Raw genomic sequence first — 17,628 nt, forward strand, 5'->3', positions numbered from 1 at the left:
TAATAGTCTGTTTTTGCTTGAATTTCAGCCCCAATTTTGGAAAACGTGGCGGGGATCACAAGACCTATGGCAAATTCATTGGAGAAAAGCGGTTTACCTGCACCATTACAGGCGGCAGTGGAGAAATCTTGGCAGCAATTTCTTGAGCGATTGGAAGCCGAGAATATCGGACAACTGCCCAATGATGTGAATCTACGGCAATCCTTGCCTTTAGTTTGGGCCGTCAGCTCGTTTGTGGTGAGCCAATGCCTTAGGCGCCCCAAGCTGTTGCTCGATTTGGTGGAAAGCGGGGATTTGTTTTCTCAGCAGCGGCGCGGCTGTTATCTCGCTGAATTGCAAACCCTGCTGCAAGCGGCGGAAGATGAAAAATCCCTTCACCAAATTTTACGTCGTTTCCGCAATCGGGAGATGGTACGCATCGCCTGGCGCGACATTGCCGGCTGGGCGCCGTTGGAAGATGTTTTGTGCGACCTTTCCCTGTTGGTGGAGGCATGTATTCAAGCTTCTCTGGTGTGGCTTTTCGACAAGGCTTGTCTTCGTTACGGGGTGCCTGTGGGGCCTGATGGCTTACCGCAACTGCCGGTCATCATAGGGATGGGCAAACTGGGAGCGTGGGAGCTTAATTTTTCTTCGGATATCGATCTGATTTTCGCGTTTGAACAGGATGGGGTGCTGGATGACAAACGCGGCACCTCCTATCAAGAATTTTATCTGCGTCTTTGCCGCGCCCTGGTCAAGGCGCTCAATGCTCAAACCGAAGATGGTTTTGTCTTCCGCGTGGATACCCGCTTGCGGCCCTTTGGGGAGAGCGGGCCGTTGGTCATGAGTTTTGAGGCCATGGATATTTATTACCAGTCCCAGGCACGGGATTGGGAGCGCTATGCCATGATTAAAGCCCGCCCCGTGGCGGGAGATCTTGGTGCGGGGGAGCGCTGGATGGCAATGATCAAGCCCTTTGTCTATCGTCGTTATCTGGATTACCGGGCGCTGGCAGCATTGCGGGATTTAAAAAGCAAAATCATGCAAGAACTAAAACGCCGTGACCGAATGGAGGATATTAAGCTGGGCCCCGGTGGCATCCGGGAGATCGAATTTATCGCCCAGGTCTTCCAGTTGATTCGCGGAGGCCAGGAACCGGCCTTGCAAGAGCGGCGGGTATTGGTGGTGCTGGCCCGTTTGGCGATGTTGGGGCAATTGCCCCAGGTTGATGCTAACAAACTGATCGATTTTTATCGTTTTTTGCGTCTGGTGGAAAACCGGCTCCAAGAATATGCCGATCAGCAGACCCAGCAGTTACCCGAGGACGAAGAAGGCAAAGAGCGTCTTGCGTACAGTTTGGGTTTTGAGAATTGGCCTGCTTTCTACGCCCATTTGCAAACCGTGCGCGAGCAAGTGCAGAGCATGTTTGAGCAGGTATTCGCCGGGCCTGAAACCGAGGATAAAGAGTCTCCGGCTAAGCTTGTCTGGCAGTTGGAAGGGGATGACGAGTCCTTGAAGCTGCAGCTGGAACATTTGGGATTTTCACAAGCAGCTCAGGTGCTCTCCCAGTTGAAGGTATTCCGCCAATCCCGCGTCATCCATGCATTGCCATCCCAGGCCGAGCAGGAGTTGGACAGGTTGATGCCCGCGGTGATTGAGTTGGCAGGACAGTGCGATAATTCAGAAGTCCTGTTGCAGCGGTTATTGAGCGTCATTGAAGCCATTGCCAGCCGTACGGCTTATCTTACTTTGCTGGCTGAAAACCCGGATGCCTTGGCGCAATTGGCCAAATTGGCGGCGGCAAGCCCCTGGATTGCCCATTTCCTGGCCCGTCAACCCATCTTGCTGGACGAGTTGCTCGATCCACGCACCCTATATGCGCCATTGACCCGCCAGGCGCTGGAAGAAGACCTGGAGCGGCGTCTGTCGGCTGTGGATGACAAGGATGACGAGGGCCAGCTCAACGCCCTCAGACATTTCAAGCAATCACAGGTACTGCGGGTAGCGGCGGCGGATATTGTAGGCGCTATTCCTACCCGGATTGTGAGTGATTATTTGACCGATATCGCCGAGGTAGTGTTAAACAAAGCCGCCGAATTGGCATGGCGGCATCTGGCTAGAAAACATGGCCCGCCTCCGGGAGGAAACCCGCAACAGGTCAAAGATTTTGCCATGATTGGTTACGGCAAACTGGGCGGTATCGAACTTGGCTATGCTTCTGATTTGGATCTGGTGTTTTTATTCGATGGCGATCCCAGCGCTGAAACCACAGGTCCCAGGCCATTGCCACTGGCGCAGTTTTATATTCGCTTGGGACAGCGGGTGATTCATATTCTGACCACGCCTATGTTGTCTGGCATATTGTACGAAGTGGATATGCGTTTGCGTCCCAGCGGTAACGCCGGCCTGCTTGTGAGCAGCATGGCGGCTTTTGCCCGCTATCAACGGGAATCGGCTTGGGTCTGGGAGCATCAGGCGCTGGTGCGGGCCAGGTGGGTTGCCGGGAATAAAACATTGGCGCCAACTTTTGCCCAGATTCGCATGGATATTCTGTGTTTGGAGCGGCATCCCGAGCATCTGCGCCAGGAAGTGGTGAAAATGCGCCGGAAAATGCGCGACCATCTGGACAAATCCGACTCGTCCCATTTTGATTTGAAGCAAGGGGCCGGCGGTATGGTGGATATCGAGTTTATAGTACAATTTGGCTGTTTGCTGCATGCAAAATTGGATCGCGAGGCTTTCCAATTTACGGATAACCTGCGTTTGCTGGATGCCTTGGCCAAAGTGAAATGGTTAACGGAGAAAGAAGCCGCCTTTTTGCAGGAAACCTACCTGTATTATCGGGAGCGGGGTCATCGCTTGGCGCTTCAAGAATGCGAAACCCTGGTGCCGGCAAATGAGTTTCAGCAGCAGCGGGCGGGTGTCAAAGAGATTTGGCAACGCTTAGTTGGCGAGTTTTGAATTTTGATTGCGGAGAATTATCGGAATGTCAACCTACGACAATGATGGAGAGATTTGGCTGGATGGGCAGTGGCTGCCCTGGCGGGAGGCCAAAGTCCACGTTTTGACCCACACCTTGCACTATGGCGGTGGCGTTTTCGAAGGGGTGCGGGCCTATTATGGCCAGCAAGGGACGGCGATTTTTCGCTTGCAAGACCACACCGAAAGATTGTTCCAGTCCGCCCATATCATCCGCATGAAAATCCCCTTTGACCGGGAAACCTTGAACCGGGTGCAATGCGAGGCGGTGGCCCGCAATCATCTCGACAGTGCCTATATCCGTCCCATGTGTTTTTATGGCGCGGAAGGGATGGGACTGCGGGCGGATAATTTAAGGGTCCACGTGATGGTGGCAGCCTGGGAATGGGGGGCCTATTTGGGGGCGGAGAGCTTGAAACAAGGCATCCGGATCCGTACTTCCTCCTTTACCCGCAATCATGTCAACAGCTTGATGTGCAAGGCCAAGGTCAATGGTAATTACGTTAATTCCATTCTCGCCCTCCAGGAGGCATTGGATACCGGGTACGATGAGGCGCTGCTATTGGATCATGAAGGCTACGTGGCGGAAGGCAGTGGCGAGAACATTTTTATCATTCGCCGCGGCAAGTTGTACACCCCGGATTTAACCTCTGTTCTCGAAGGGATCACCCGTGATACGGTGATGGTGATTGCCGAGGAAATGGGCCTGGAAGTGATTGAAAAACGGATTACCCGGGATGAGGTTTATACTGCAGATGAAGCCTTTTTTACCGGGACCGCCGCGGAAATTACCCCCATCCGGGAGTTGGATGGACGCCAAATCGGTTGCGGCAGCCGGGGACCCATTACAGAAAAGCTGCAAGCGCTATACTTTGATTATGTCCATGGCCGCCGCAGTGAACATCTGGACTGGCTGGCGCCGGTTGAAAAATTCCGGGAATAATTTGCTTGCTCGATTAGCGGGCGTTTCAATCCATTGCCGGGCAATTTGCAACTTCTATGATGTTGGGAGGTCAGGGATATGAATACTTTAATGAAATTAAATCTCCGAAGGAGTGGTATGGTAGCTGTTCCCGATCTCTCAATGAATCGGCCCGCTTCAAGTTATGAGGATTTCGCATCCGCATTGCTGCAAACCGGCAAACTGCGCCAGATGGATTTGGTCCGCGCCCGCCGTTTGCTCGAAGAAACCGATGAGGACACATTGCCCACCTTGCTGATCCGGTTGGGTTTGGTGGCGGAACGGGATGTGGCGGAAACCTTGTCGGAACTGACCGGCCTGGAATGCGTCAGCCCTGAGGAATATCCTGATATATCGCCGTTGCCGGAATCCATCTCCGCGCGCTTTCTCCGTTGCCGTCATGTGGCCGGGCTGTCCGAGGAAGAAGATTGCTTTATCGTTGCCGCGGCTGACCCTTTGGATGAATATATTCATGAGGCCCTGGAGCTCGCCTGCGAAAAGCCCGTCAGGTTTAAAGTAGGCTTATTGTCGGAAACCGACAATGCCCTACAGCGCCAGTTTGATCGCAACGAGGATGACTCCGGCGTCCAATCGTTGGAGGCGGATTTGGATGATGAGGATGTCGAACACCTCAAGGACATGGCCTCCGAGGCGCCGGTCATCCGCACCGTCAACCAGATTCTGCAACAGGCAGTGGATTTGAAGGCGTCTGATATCCACGTCGAGCCTTTTGAAGACCAGCTCCAGGTACGTCTGCGGGTGGATGGTATTTTGCGGGAAGTGGATGCGCCACCGGTGCGTTCCACCGCGGCGGTGATTTCCCGGATCAAATTAATGGCCAACCTCAATATTGCCGAAAGGCGCTTGCCCCAAGACGGACGGATCAAGGTTCAGGTCCAGGGCAAGGAGCTGGATTTGCGGGTTTCCACCGTCCCCACTTTATATGGCGAGAGCGTGGTCATCCGTTTGCTGGACAAGGAACAAGTCACGCTGGATTTTTCCGCGCTGGGATTTGAAGGCAAAGTGCTGGAGCGGTTTCTGAAAGTCCTGTCACTGCCCCATGGCATTATTTTGATTACCGGTCCCACCGGGAGCGGTAAAAGTACCACTTTGTACACCGCCCTGGACAAATTAAATACCCCCGAACGCAAAATCATCACGGTAGAAGATCCGGTGGAATATCAACTGGCCGGCGTCAATCAGATCCAGGTCAAAAGCGAGATCGGCCTGACTTTTGCCGGCGCCTTGCGTTCCATCGTCCGCCAGGACCCAGATGTCATCATGATCGGGGAAATGCGGGATCTGGAAACCGCCAGAATCGCCGTGCAATCGGCCCTCACCGGCCACTTGGTATTATCCACCCTGCATACCAACGATGCGGCGGGGGGCGTTACCCGGCTCTTGGATATGGGCCTGGAAGATTATTTGATTACTTCCACCGTCAACGGGATTTTAGGTCAGCGGTTGGTGCGCCGTCTTTGCGATCACTGCAAGGAAGCTTATCCGGTCATGCCCGAGGTGATTGAGGAAACCGGGATGGCGAAATTTCTTTTTCAAGGCCAAAAACCGGTCCTCTACAAGCCGGTGGGTTGCGAGCATTGCAATGGCATCGGTTATCGGGGGCGCCAGGCGATCATGGAGTTTCTGGTGATGAGCGATGAAATCCGGCGCTTGGTGCTCAATCATGCCCAGGCCCGGGAAATCGAACAGACAGCCATTAATGAGGGGATGCTGACCATGTACCAGGATGGCCTGCAAAAGGCTCTGGCCGGCAAAACCACCTTGGAAGAAGTTCTGCGCGTCACGACGGAAGCCTGATGCCTGCATTCTTTGTCAAAGCCGTCAACCGTGACGGGGAAATGGTCGAAACCCTGCGCGAGGCAGATAACGAAAATGCCTTGGTGCGGTTGCTGCAAGAGGAGGGCTGGGTGCCGATTCGGGTCACGCCCGCGGAAAGTCAGCCGTTTCGTTGGCTGCGTCCTGAATTCAGGCAAACCCACGTCAAGCAGAAAGACATCGGGGTATTTACCCGCGAATTGGCCACGCTGTTGAGCGCTGGTTTGCCTTTGGACCGTTCCCTGCGGGTGATGTTGGAGTTATTTCCCGAAGGCTCTCCCTTGCATGCCATGTGCGACCGCATCCTGGAGAAGGTCAAAGGCGGTTCGCAACTTTCTGCCGCTCTGGAAGCGGAGGGAAAATCCTTTTCCAAACTTTATGTCAATATGATTCGCGCCGGAGAAGCCGGTGGCGCATTGGCTACCGTGCTGGAACGCCTGGCGGATTACTTGGAACGTTCTCAGGCGCTGCGCGGCAGTGTCATGACCGCGATGATTTATCCCGCCATTCTGGTGGTAATGGCGGTGGGATCGCTGTTGGTGCTGTTGACCTTTGTGGTGCCCCAGTTTGAAGAGATGTTCGCCAATGCTGGTAAAGAGCTACCGGTACCGACGCAAATCGTCATGGGTTTGGCCGACGGGCTTAAAAATTACGGTTGGATTTTGTTACTGCTCGTCATTTTGGGCATGAACTGGGGCCGGCGGATGCTGGCCGATCCCGAGCGCCGCTACCGGTTCCATCGCTGGCTGTTGCGGTTGCCGCTGCTGGGGGATTTGATCGTCAAGCTGGAGGTAGCCCGCTTCAGTCAGACCTTGGCCGCGTTGTTGACCGCTGGCGTCCCATTGCTCGGCGCGTTGAATATCGTCAAGGATACCTTGGCCAATGACGTGTTAAGTGAATCAGTGGGTGAGGCGGCGAGCCGGCTGAAGGAAGGGGGCGATATGTCGGTGGCTCTGCAAGAGGCCGGTCATTTCCCGGTGATGGCGTTGCAAATGATCAAACTTGGTGAAGAAACCGGCCAGCTACCGAAGATGCTAGCGCGAATGGCGGAAATTTATGAGGAAGAGGTCAAAACCACCGTTCACCGTTTGCTGACCTTGCTGGAACCGGTGCTCATTGTGGGCCTGGGGATTGCCATCGCCGGGATTATCATGTCAATCCTGGTTGCCGTGGTCAGCGTGAATGATTTGGCATTTTGATACATAGGCGCTTCTTTCCCATGTTACAAAGCGGGAAACATTGCCAGAATGGATTCTCTCTTCTTGAACTGATTATTGTCATGGCCATCATGGCCTTGGGTTTTGCCTTTGTCGCTCCCAACTTTGCCCGGACTTTGGATGGCGTGCGCTTTAAAAGCGCGGTACGGGAAATCGCCTCGGGATTGCGCCAGACCCGGGGTATCGCCTTGTCCCAGACCAAGGAAGCGGTATTTTTTGTGGATGTGGAAGAACGGATTTATAGGGTTGACCAGCGGGGCAAAACCCATTCTTTGCCCAAATCCCTCGAATTGACCCTGGAGACTTCGGAATCGGAAATGACCGGCCCCAACCAGGGTAACATCCGTTTCTTCCCCGATGGATCGTCAACGGGCGGGCGCATTATCCTCAAATGGGGCAACCGTAAGCGCCGGGTGGATATTAATTGGCTTACCGGGCGGGTCACGCTGGGAGATGTCAATGAAGATGTCTGATTTTACCACCTATCAATTTACTTTTTCGGAGGCGGGGAAGGGGTTGCCGGACCGAAATACGTCCATGAATTTAGGCCCGGAGCAGCCATCCGTGTCCGCCAGCAGCCCCTTCCCCGCCTCCTCTGCGGAACTGATAGGTGGCAAGATGTCTGATCAACGCGGTTTCACCCTGTTGGAAATCATGGTGGCCTTTACCATCATGGCGCTATCCGTGGCAGTGCTGTTGCGTGCCTTTGGCGGGAGCGTGCGCCTGATTGGCGATGCTGGCGAGATGGCAAAAGCCGTCACCCTGGCGCAATCCAAACTGGCAGAGGTGGGAAGAATTATTCCTGTAGAGGAAAGTGAGGAGTCAGGGGAATGGCAACAAAACTATCACTGGACATTGTCCATTCAACCCTTCGAACCTTTTCAGCCCGTGGCTGATAATCCCAGGCTGGCCATGTATCGGGTTGAGGTGACCGTGACATGGGAGGATGGCAGGCACCAGCGCAGCTATTCCCTGAGTACTTTGCGCCTGGCTCGAAAAGACCGGCTATGAAATGGGTGCACCACCTATCAATTTATTTTTTCGGAGGCGGGGAAGGGGCTGCCGGACCGAAATACGTCCATATATTTAGGCCCGGAGCGGCCGTCCATGGCCGCCAGCAGCCCCTTCCCCGCCTCCTCTGCCGGAACTGTTAGGTTAGTAAGATGAAACGGGTTCACTCGGGTTTTACTTTGGTGGAGGTGCTGATAGCGCTGGCGCTGTTCAGTATCATGCTCAGTCTGTTGTTTGCCACTCTGCAAATGGTGTCTCGTAATTGGGAGGCAGGGGAAAAAAGAGCCGATACCGTGACGGAGCGGGTGGTTGTGGAACGCTTTCTGCGCCGCACCCTGGGCGCCGCCAGAACCTGGGATGGGGTTAAAAATGAGGAAGAAGAGATTGAATTTGACGATGGTATCGATATCTATCTTGAGGGCACCAATCACACTTTGGAATATATCGCGCCTTTGCCGCTGACTTTGGGCGTCAAGGGGCCTCAGCGTTTTACTTTGTACCTGGGTAAAAATGAGGCGGGTGACAAAGCCCTCAAGGTCAAGGTGGTTCCTCTATTTGGCGAAGTCAGCGAGGCAGAGGCGAAAACCCGCGATCTTGTCCTGATGGAAAATATCCAGCAAATCAAATTCCAATATTGGCATGAGAATGATAATGGCGGGGGGCAATGGCGGGAGGCCTGGGAGGAGCCAGGTTTGCCGCGGGCTGTGCAAATAGAAATCGTGCCCACGGATGGCATGCCCTCGCCGCCTATTGTAGTGGGTTTGCGGTTTCGAGGAGCGCAGCAAGGCTTCGGTGGTGGTGGCGTTTGGGGGGGTATTCGTGGCAATTAATACGCAGCAACGAGGGGTTGCCTTGGTTTTGGTGCTCTGGTCCATCGCGCTGTTGAGTTTGATGGCGGCAAGCTTTGGGCTTGGGGTGCGCCGTGAAGCCATGTTGACTTCCAATCTGGCCCAATCAGCCCGTCTGGAGGCGGCGGCTGAGGCGGCGATTCACTATGCGGCGTTCATGCTCAGCCAGAGCGACCCCCAGTTCAAATGGCGGACAGAAGGGGCTGTCTATGAGATTCAATGGGAACAGATTCCCGTTCGTATCCAATTGCTTGATGAAACCGGGAAAGTGGATCTGAATCGCGCCAATGAACAATTATTGCAAGCGGTGCTGCAAGGCATTGGCCTTGAAAGCGAGCAGGCGGTGGCGTTAAGCGATGCTATCTTGGATTGGCGGGACCGGGATAACTTGCGTCGTGTCAACGGAGCGGAAGAAGACGAATACCGGGCCGAGGGATTATCCTATGTCCCTCCCAACAAGCCTTTTCAATCCATAGAAGAAGTGGCGTTGGTATTGGGCATGAAGCCGCAGTGGTTCAAAAAGCTCTTGCCCTTGGTGACGGTGCATGGCAAGCGGCCGGGAATCAACCCCGCCAAGGCTCCCAAGGCTTTATTGAAGGCATTGCCTGGAATGGATCCAGAAATGGTTGAAACGTATATCCAGGCCCGTTCCGCGGTCGCGCTTACCGGCGAAGCGCCACCACCTCTGCCGGCTCCCCAGGGAATCCAGTTTCATCGTTTCCAGGGGCGCGCAATTGGCATTACGGTGCAAGCCAAAAATGGCAATAGCATCGCTTCCTATCAAACGGTGATTCAACTCAACCGGGGAAGCGGAAAGCGCAGTCCTTTTAATTATTTGGAATGGCGCCAGGCCCCGCCACCGAAATCGCTCTTTGAGTATGAAGAAGTGATTTCAGCAGAGGCGCAAACAGAAGGTTGACAGAACAACAAGGCTTGCAGAGCCTTTTCCCCGGCGCTCATGACCCGGGCGTGATTCCAGATAAATACCGGCCGGGCAATGGGGGCCAACAGGTTCATCCAATATTTTGTGGTATGTACATGCCAGTCGAAACGAACCAGCGTGACCTGTCCTGCTGCTCTTAACCGGCAGCGCCCAATGCCTTGCAGATCACCTGTTACTTTAGTCTCGACAAATGAGGGAATTTTCGTTCGAGTCGTTTCCAGGGTGAATTGAAGCCGGTATGGCAGGCAGGTTTTCCAGCGGTGGACATGAATCGCGCCTAGTCCTATGTCATCTCCAGGACATTCCATGCTCACTTGTTCTACATAGTGCCACCACTCCGGCCACTGATGAGGGTTTGAGAGAATCTCCCACACCGCCATCAATTCCCCATGGAGGCGCCAATGGGTGGTCAAATTATAGGTTTGTAAGCCTATCATGGCCTATGGTTTGATTATTCTTTACTTCCTATATTGCACGAGTCGTCTCAATGATGCCAGAGCAGCTTGGGCATCCTGCAGTGCTCCATCATCTATTCAAGCCGGGTAGGCTCCACGCCGACCTCTCTGCCGGCGAGGTTTTCGAATCCGACCACCTGCGCCGGCAATCAATACATTACGTGATCAAATGCCGCACTCATGGGACATCCCGTTTGATAGGGAAGGAGAAAAGATTAGTGTAATTCACTCAGAATTTGCTGAGCCCAACGGATGCTTTGTAGATACAAATCGCCGATTGCCGAAATTTCGAGAGAGTCGAATGCCGCGTTGTCCAGATCCCAAAGCTCGTAATTGACAGCACACCGCAAGGCTTCTCCCATCTCGCCATTAAAACTAAGACCTTGCTTGATGGGGTCTGCCAGGGGCAAGTCAGAAATGATATTTTCCATGGGCTGTTCCAGCATCTGTTCCAGGTTGGAAAAAAGGCCCGTGAGAAAGAAAGCCTCTGGGTCGCAGTGATCAACGCGGCGTGCCAACAATTCGCACATTTTCGCCCGGATCAGGGAAATGCGGAGAATTTCCAGGGGGCAATTTTCCGAAACTTGGGTTAAGGTGATCAGGTTGATCCAGCGCTTTAGTTCCAACAGACCCATTAAAACAATGGCTTGCTCTATGGATCGAATTTTGCGGGGGAGGGAAAAATGCGCGGAATTGATAAATTTGAGTAATTTATAGCTCAATCCCACTTCCTGGCTGATCAGCGCCGAAATTCTATGAATATCCACATCTTCCCGGTTGATTTCCCCCAGCACCCGGAACAAATGCTGTTGGTTGGTTTTAAGACGCTTGCCAGAGACGAGATTGGGTTTGTGGAAAAAATAGCCTTGAAAGTAATCACAACCCAGGTCGAGAAAATGCTGATATTGTTCGGGGGTTTCAATTTTTTCCGCCAGGATTCGTAGTGGATATCGTTGCAGTTTTTGAATTAGCTGGATGAGTGCTTGTTCATCTGGCTGTGCCAAAACATCAATTTTAATAATGGAGGCAAGTTCCACCAGGGGTTGCCATTGGGGGTCGAAGACAAAATCATCCAGGGCGATGAGATAACCCTGATTGGCCAGGTTGGTGACGGCTTCAACAAGTAGTGGCGTAACAGGTGCATCTTCAAGAATTTCTATGACGACTTTATCCCTCGGTAGCAATTGCGCTACCCCTTGCAAAACATTTTCCGCAGTCAGATTAATGAAGGCGCGGTTGCCGTTGGTCAGGTTTTCCAGACCGCATTCCAGCAAGGCGTCGACAATCAGGTGATTGGTGGCAACGGTGCCATCGACGATTTGGGCGTGATTTTGTTGCTGGCAGGAACGGAACAAAAGTTCATAACCATAGACATTGAGTTTGCGGTCAAAAATTTGTTGCCGCCCTAGGATAAAGTCAGCCATAAGTTATGTTATTGAGGTCAAGGAAGCGTGTGAAAGTCTTGTCATTGCCCTATAAAACCTTGTGATCAATGCAAGGTCTTAAATTTAATTGATTGATGCTCCAAATCTGGACCAACCTGAATTTGTTTTTGGTCTTACATAAAAGGTAGACGTTTTTGGGCAAGTGTGAATTGATTCAGGGCTCCGTCATCTATTCAAGTCGGGGCAGGTGGTCTGCTTCGAAAAATACCGTTAATACTTTCTTGCTGCGCAATCCTGTTCTGCAAGAAAGCCCTGCCCAAACTTCCCTGTTTGGGCGCTCGGCCGGCTGCGAAAGTTCACTGGACTTTCGGTCCGGCTCGCCCCTGTAGGCTCCACACCAGCTTCCCTGCCGGCGAGGTTTTCGAAGCAGACTACCTGCCCCGGCAATCAGTATTTTACGTGTTTAAATGACGTGATCCTGTGAATTGATTTGTCAACGGTGACGGGAGAAGGCGGGTTCAGTAGAATAGTGGGTTTATGCAATGCTAGGCCATAGTAGGGTAATAAATTATTTTTCATGACTAAATTTATTTTTATCACGGGTGGGGTGGTCTCTTCCCTGGGCAAGGGGATTGCCTCGTCTTCCCTGGGAGCGATTCTGGAAGCGAGAGGATTGAAGGTCACATTGACCAAACTGGATCCCTACATTAATGTCGATCCAGGCACCATGAGCCCGTTTCAACATGGTGAGGTGTTTGTCACCGAAGATGGCGCCGAGACTGACCTGGACCTGGGGCATTATGAACGCTTCGTACGCGCTATCATGCACCGGGAAAACAATTGGACCACTGGTCGTATTTACGAAAATGTCATCCATAAGGAGCGCCGTGGTGATTATTTGGGCGCTACGGTTCAGGTTATTCCTCATATCACCGATGAGATCAAACAGGCGATCGTTGATAGCGCCAAGGGTTATGACGTGGCTCTTATCGAAATCGGTGGTACGGTTGGGGATATAGAATCATTGCCGTTTCTGGAGGCGATTCGTCAATTGGGCGTGGAATTAGGGCACGACCGGGCGGTGTTTATTCATTTGACCTTGGTGCCTTTTATTGCCTCGGCGGGGGAATTAAAAACCAAACCGACCCAGCACTCGGTGAAGGAATTGAGAGCCATCGGTATTCAACCGGATATACTGTTATGCCGTTCGGAAAAAGGCCTGCCCAAATCCGAAAGACGTAAAATTGCTTTATTTACCAACGTAGCTGAAGAGGCGGTAATTTCCGCGGTAGACGCGGATTCAATCTACAGGATTCCACTGTTGCTGCACGACCAAAAACTGGATGAAATTGTATTAAAGAAACTGCACTTATCCGCGCCACCGGCAGATTTGAGCGAATGGGAACAGGTGGTAGGTGCCTTGGAAAATCCAGAAAATGAAGTGGTTGTCACGATTGTTGGCAAATATGTGGAACACACCGATGCCTATAAATCCTTGCATGAGGCATTGGTCCACGCCGGCATTCAAACCAGAACCAAAGTCGTGATTCGCTATGTGGATTCAGAAGATGTGGAAAAAGAAGGTCCTGTTTGCCTTAAGGGCAGCGACGCTATTTTGGTGCCGGGTGGTTTTGGTCAGCGGGGCGTGGAAGGTAAAATTGCCACGGTGCGTTTCGCCCGGGAAGAGAAAATTCCCTATTTGGGTATTTGTTTAGGCATGCAGGTGGCGGTGATTGAATTTGCCCGCCACCAAGCCGATTTAACTGGCGCCCACAGCACTGAATTCGATCTAGAAACGCCGCATCCCGTGATTGCCTTGATTACCGAGTGGCAAGACCGTACCGGAAGGGTCGAGCGTCGTGATGCCACTATGGATCTCGGAGGTACTATGAGATTGGGCGCTCAAGATTGTAGATTGATACCTGGAAGCTTGGCCCATCGCCTTTATGGCCAGGAGGTGATCAAGGAACGCCACCGTCACCGCTACGAATTCAATGAATGCTACCGAGGTGCTCTAGAGCAAGCGGGCTTGAAAGTTTCCGGCGTTTCCGTGGATGGCCAATTAGTGGAAATTATCGAAATTCCAGAGCATCCCTGGTTTTTAGGCTGTCAGTTCCATCCAGAATTCAGCTCGACGCCGAGGCAGGGGCATCCCCTTTTTACCGGGTTTATCCAAGCGGCGTTATCTCATCAATCCAGACATCAGCAGGCAACCCTATGAAGCTATGTGGATTCGAAGCGGGCTTGGATCAGCCCATTTTTCTGATTGCCGGCCCTTGCGTCATTGAAAGCGAACAACTTGCTTTGGATACCGCCGGGGCATTGAAGGAAATTACCGGCAAGCTGGGAGTTTCTTTTATCTATAAATCATCCTTTGATAAAGCGAATCGTTCTTCTTTGGAGAGTTTTCGTGGTTTGGGTTTTGAGCGGGGATTGGAGATTTTGGCAAAGGTCAAGGAAAACATCGGCGTTTCCGTATTGACTGACGTCCACGAATACACGCCACTGGAGGAAGTCGCTTCCGTGGTGGATGTGCTGCAAACGCCCGCGTTTTTATGCCGGCAAACGGACTTTATTCAAAATGTGGCCCGTCAGGGATTGCCAGTGAATATCAAGAAAGGCCAGTTTCTCGCTCCTTGGGATATGAAACACGTGGTAGCCAAGGCCAAAGCCACGGGAAATGATGCGATCATGGTTTGTGAGCGGGGCTATACCTTTGGTTACAACAACCTGGTGGTGGATATGCGCTCCCTGGCGGTGATGCGCGAGACCGGCTGCCCCGTCGTTTTTGACGCAACCCATTCCGTGCAATTGCCGGGCGGTCAGGGCAAGGCTTCCGGCGGGCAGCGGGAATTTATTCCCACGTTGGCGCGGGCGGCGGTTGGCGCCGGGGTGGCTGGGATATTCATGGAAACCCATCCCGATCCGGACAAAGCACTGAGCGATGGGCCCAACGCTTGGCCCTTGCACCGCATAGAAGCACTGCTGGAATCGTTGCTGGCTTTGGATCAAGTTGTAAAATCCAAGCCCCTAATCGAATTATCGCTATAAAAGTTACAACTGACTTCTAAGAGGAAAAAACATGGCAAAAATTACAGAAATTCACGCCCGCGAAATTCTGGACTCAAGGGGGAATCCTACCGTTGAGGCTGAGGTTAAACTGGCTTCCGGCATTATCGGTTGCGCAAAAGTGCCTTCCGGGGCTTCGACTGGCGCCCGGGAAGCGGTGGAACTTCGCGATGGCGATCCCAAGCGTTATCTCGGCAAAGGGGTACTCAAGGCGGTGGCCAATGTCAACGGTGAAATCCGTGAAGCCTTGCTCGGCATGGACGCGGCCAAACAAAAGGAATTGGATGCCAAGATGATTGAACTGGATGGCACGGATAATAAAGGGCGTTTGGGCGCCAACGCCATTTTGGCGGTTTCCTTGGCTGCCGCTCACGCCGCAGCGCAAGATGGCAATGTCCCTTTGTATGTTTATTTGAAGAATACCGATCAATGGAAATTGCCGGTACCGATGATGAATATCATCAACGGTGGCGCCCACGCCGATAATAACGTGGATTTCCAGGAATTTATGATCCTGCCTGTGGGCGCGCCAACCTTTAGCGAAGCTATCCGGTACGGAGCAGAAGTGTTTCACCATCTCAAAGAGGTCCTCAAACAGCGGGGTTTGAATACGGCGGTGGGAGACGAAGGGGGATTTGCCCCCAATCTGGCATCCAACGAGGAAGCGCTTCAAGTGATTTTGGAAGCGATTGAAAAAGCCGGTTACAAGGCGGGGGAAGATATTGCCCTGGGATTGGACGTGGCCAGTTCTGAATTTTATGAAAAGGGCGAATATGTCTTGGCGTCGGAAAATCAGCGTTATGACTCTGCTGGTTTTGCCGATTATCTGGCGGACTGGGTGGCCCGCTATCCCATTATTTCCATTGAAGACGGCATGGATGAAAACGATTGGAATGGCTGGAAGCTTTTGACCGACAAGTTGGGCAGCCAGATTCAGCTGGTGGGGGATGATTTATTCGTGACCAATCCCGCGATTCTGCAGGAAGGGATTGACAAACATATCGCCAACTCCATTCTCATCAAGGTGAATCAAATCGGCACCTTGTCGGAAACCCTGGATGCCGTGCAGTTGGCCCACAATGCGGATTATACGGCTGTTATTTCCCATCGTTCCGGGGAGACCGAAGATGTCACCATTGCCGATTTGGCGGTAGCGTGGGGTACCGGTCAAATCAAGACAGGCTCGCTTAGCCGCTCTGATCGGATTGCAAAATACAATCGGCTGCTGAAAATCGAGGAAATGCTGGGCGATGATGCAATTTATCCCGGCCGGGATGCTTTTAAACGCATGAAATTTTGATACCTGCATGCTTCTATTGGCAGCTATGGCATTGGGGGGATGCTATTCGGGGACGCTGTGAACCCATCCTTGGGTGCTTGAACGCGACCGTCCAGGTCGCGTACACCCTGAATAGCTTTCCCCCAATGCCAGCCGACCAGCATCGTGATACTGGAGTGATGGTTTTTTTCACTGATACGATATGCGCTTCAAAATTATTGTTGGACTCTTGACAATTCTGGTATTGGCACTGCAATTTAGATTGTGGTTTGGTAACGGCGGTTTTACCGAATACCAGGATTTGAAAAGGCGGCAACAAAAACTGGAAGGGCAAATAGCCAGGAAAATTGAGCGTAACGACGCGCTCTACGCCGAGGTTCGGGATTTGAAAAGCGGGTTGGCTGCAATCGAAGAACGGGCCCGGCGGGATCTTGGCATGATCAAGGAAGGGGAGAGCTTTTTCATGGTGGTCAAAAAGCCGTGACGCAGCCAAGTTATTGGGCAGTGGTGCCGGCGGCTGGCGTTGGCAAGCGCATGGGCACCGATATTCCAAAGCAATATCTGGCTATTGCCGGCAAGCCGGTATTGCAGCACACCCTCGAGCGATTGCTGGCTTTTCCTCTTTTCAAGAGCGTGGTGGTGGCGTTATCTCCGAAGGATCCCTTCTGGCCGAAATTGCCCGTTGCCTCCAACCCCCGGATAACCGTTGTGCCAGGCGGCAAGGAAAGGGGCGATTCCGTGCTTGCCGGATTGCTTGGATTGGATGGCATAGCCGCTGACGGAGATTGGGTATTAGTGCATGACGCCGCCCGGCCGTGCCTGCAAGAATCGGATTTGCACAAGCTCACCGAAACCCTGGGGCAGGATGCTGTAGGTGGCATTTTGGCGCTGCCTTGTCACGATACATTGAAAAAAATTGAGGGTGACAAAATCCTCGAAACCCTGGATCGCAATGTCATTTGGCGCGCGTTGACGCCGCAAATGTTTCGCTACCGGTTACTGCGGGATGCTTTGTCCCGGGCACTTGAGCGAGGAATTGAAATTACCGATGAGGCCAGCGCCATTGAGTCCGCAGGTTACCACCCAAAAATTGTCGAAGGGCGACCGGATAATATTAAAATCACCCGGCCGGAAGATTTGTCCTTGGCGGAATTCTTTTTGGAGCACCAATAAATGACGTACCGAATTGGCCAGGGTTACGATGCCCACCGGTTTAAAGAAGGCGATCATATTATCGTGGGAGGCGTCAAGATTCCCTTTGATAAGGGAATGGCGGCTCATTCCGACGGTGATGTAGCCCTTCATGCCCTGTGTGATGCGCTACTTGGCGCGGCTGCCCTGGGCGATATTGGCAAGCACTTCCCTGATACCGATCCACAACTTAAAGGCGTTGATAGCCGGTTGTTGTTGCGTCAGGTCAGGGAGTTGATTGCTTCCGAAGGTTATGCGCCGGTAAATGTGGACTTGACCATTGTTGCCCAGGCGCCCCGGCTGGCGCCTCATATTGCTGCCATGCGGGAGAATATTGCCCAGGATCTTGGATTGCCGGCAGAGTGTGTCAATGTCAAGGCCACCACCACGGAAAAAATGGGCTTCGAAGGCCGGGAAGAGGGGATTTCCGCCCAGGCAGTGGCGCTACTGCAATCGGCCCACCAGTGAACGAACA

The 17,628-nt window shown here is 52.7% G+C and carries 15 protein-coding genes; 14 read left to right on the forward strand and 1 reads right to left on the reverse strand.

All coding sequences use genetic code 11. From position 1 onward, the window contains the following. Positions 1–66: 66 nt before the first annotated feature. The 8 genes from AXA67_11565 (at position 67) to AXA67_11600 (ending at position 9,750) form a co-directional block, all read left to right on the forward strand. Positions 67–2,940, forward strand: coding sequence for a hypothetical protein (locus tag AXA67_11565; GenBank protein ID KXJ39696.1), 2,874 nt, complete (start codon positions 67–69; stop codon positions 2,938–2,940). Between the two features lie 25 nt (positions 2,941–2,965). After that, complete coding sequence (locus tag AXA67_11570; protein ID KXJ39697.1) at positions 2,966–3,901, forward strand: branched chain amino acid aminotransferase; 936 nt, start codon at positions 2,966–2,968, stop codon at positions 3,899–3,901. A 117-nt stretch (positions 3,902–4,018) separates the two neighbouring features. Beyond that, positions 4,019–5,737, forward strand: coding sequence for a type II secretion system protein GspE (locus AXA67_11575; protein KXJ39698.1), 1,719 nt, complete (start codon positions 4,019–4,021; stop codon positions 5,735–5,737). Beyond that, entirely contained in the window at positions 5,737–6,954 is a 1,218-nt protein-coding gene (locus AXA67_11580; GenBank protein ID KXJ39699.1) for a general secretion pathway protein GspF, read from the forward strand. Before AXA67_11575 ends, AXA67_11580 begins: the two co-directional genes overlap by 1 nt. Positions 6,955–6,974: 20 nt before the next feature. Beyond that, complete coding sequence (locus AXA67_11585; GenBank protein ID KXJ39700.1) at positions 6,975–7,445, forward strand: hypothetical protein; 471 nt, start codon at positions 6,975–6,977, stop codon at positions 7,443–7,445. After that, on the forward strand, positions 7,432–7,983 hold the full coding sequence (locus AXA67_11590; protein KXJ39701.1) for a hypothetical protein: 552 nt from the start codon (positions 7,432–7,434) through the stop codon (positions 7,981–7,983). The genes AXA67_11585 and AXA67_11590 overlap by 14 nt, the downstream gene beginning before the upstream one ends. A 152-nt stretch (positions 7,984–8,135) precedes the next feature. Further along, complete coding sequence (locus AXA67_11595; GenBank protein ID KXJ39702.1) at positions 8,136–8,813, forward strand: hypothetical protein; 678 nt, start codon at positions 8,136–8,138, stop codon at positions 8,811–8,813. After that, complete coding sequence (locus AXA67_11600) at positions 8,803–9,750, forward strand: hypothetical protein (protein KXJ39703.1); 948 nt, start codon at positions 8,803–8,805, stop codon at positions 9,748–9,750. The genes AXA67_11595 and AXA67_11600 overlap by 11 nt, the downstream gene beginning before the upstream one ends. A gap of 694 nt (positions 9,751–10,444) precedes the next feature. On the opposite strand, the gene AXA67_11605 is transcribed toward AXA67_11600, so the two are convergent. Then, on the reverse strand, positions 10,445–11,653 hold the full coding sequence (locus AXA67_11605) for a hypothetical protein (protein KXJ39704.1): 1,209 nt from the start codon (positions 11,651–11,653) through the stop codon (positions 10,445–10,447). A gap of 538 nt (positions 11,654–12,191) precedes the next feature. Between AXA67_11605 and pyrG the strand changes: the two genes are divergently transcribed. The 6 genes from pyrG (at position 12,192) to ispF (ending at position 17,621) form a co-directional block, all read left to right on the forward strand. Next, on the forward strand, positions 12,192–13,835 hold the full coding sequence (pyrG, locus tag AXA67_11610; GenBank protein ID KXJ39705.1) for a CTP synthetase: 1,644 nt from the start codon (positions 12,192–12,194) through the stop codon (positions 13,833–13,835). Beyond that, positions 13,832–14,665 carry a 2-dehydro-3-deoxyphosphooctonate aldolase gene (locus AXA67_11615; GenBank protein ID KXJ39706.1) on the forward strand — a complete coding sequence of 278 codons (834 nt, stop codon included), beginning with the start codon at positions 13,832–13,834 and terminating at the stop codon, positions 14,663–14,665. The genes pyrG and AXA67_11615 overlap by 4 nt, the downstream gene beginning before the upstream one ends. A 31-nt stretch (positions 14,666–14,696) precedes the next feature. Further along, positions 14,697–15,983 (forward strand): enolase, encoded by a 1,287-nt coding sequence (gene eno, locus AXA67_11620; protein KXJ39707.1) that lies wholly within the window; start codon positions 14,697–14,699, stop codon positions 15,981–15,983. Positions 15,984–16,164: 181 nt separating this feature from the next. Continuing rightward, complete coding sequence (locus tag AXA67_11625) at positions 16,165–16,446, forward strand: cell division protein FtsB (GenBank protein KXJ39708.1); 282 nt, start codon at positions 16,165–16,167, stop codon at positions 16,444–16,446. A 50-nt stretch (positions 16,447–16,496) separates the two neighbouring features. Beyond that, positions 16,497–17,135, forward strand: a complete 639-nt coding sequence (gene ispD, locus AXA67_11630) for a 2-C-methyl-D-erythritol 4-phosphate cytidylyltransferase (protein ID KXJ40172.1) — start codon at positions 16,497–16,499, stop codon at positions 17,133–17,135. Further along, the gene (gene ispF, locus AXA67_11635; protein KXJ39709.1) at positions 17,136–17,621 is read left to right on the forward strand and encodes a 2-C-methyl-D-erythritol 2,4-cyclodiphosphate synthase; all 486 of its coding nucleotides are present in this window, start codon (positions 17,136–17,138) and stop codon (positions 17,619–17,621) included. Positions 17,622–17,628 lie beyond the last annotated feature (7 nt).

It is taken from the genome of Methylothermaceae bacteria B42 (genome assembly GCA_001566965.1).
Classification (GTDB): domain Bacteria; phylum Pseudomonadota; class Gammaproteobacteria; order Methylococcales; family Methylothermaceae; genus Methylohalobius.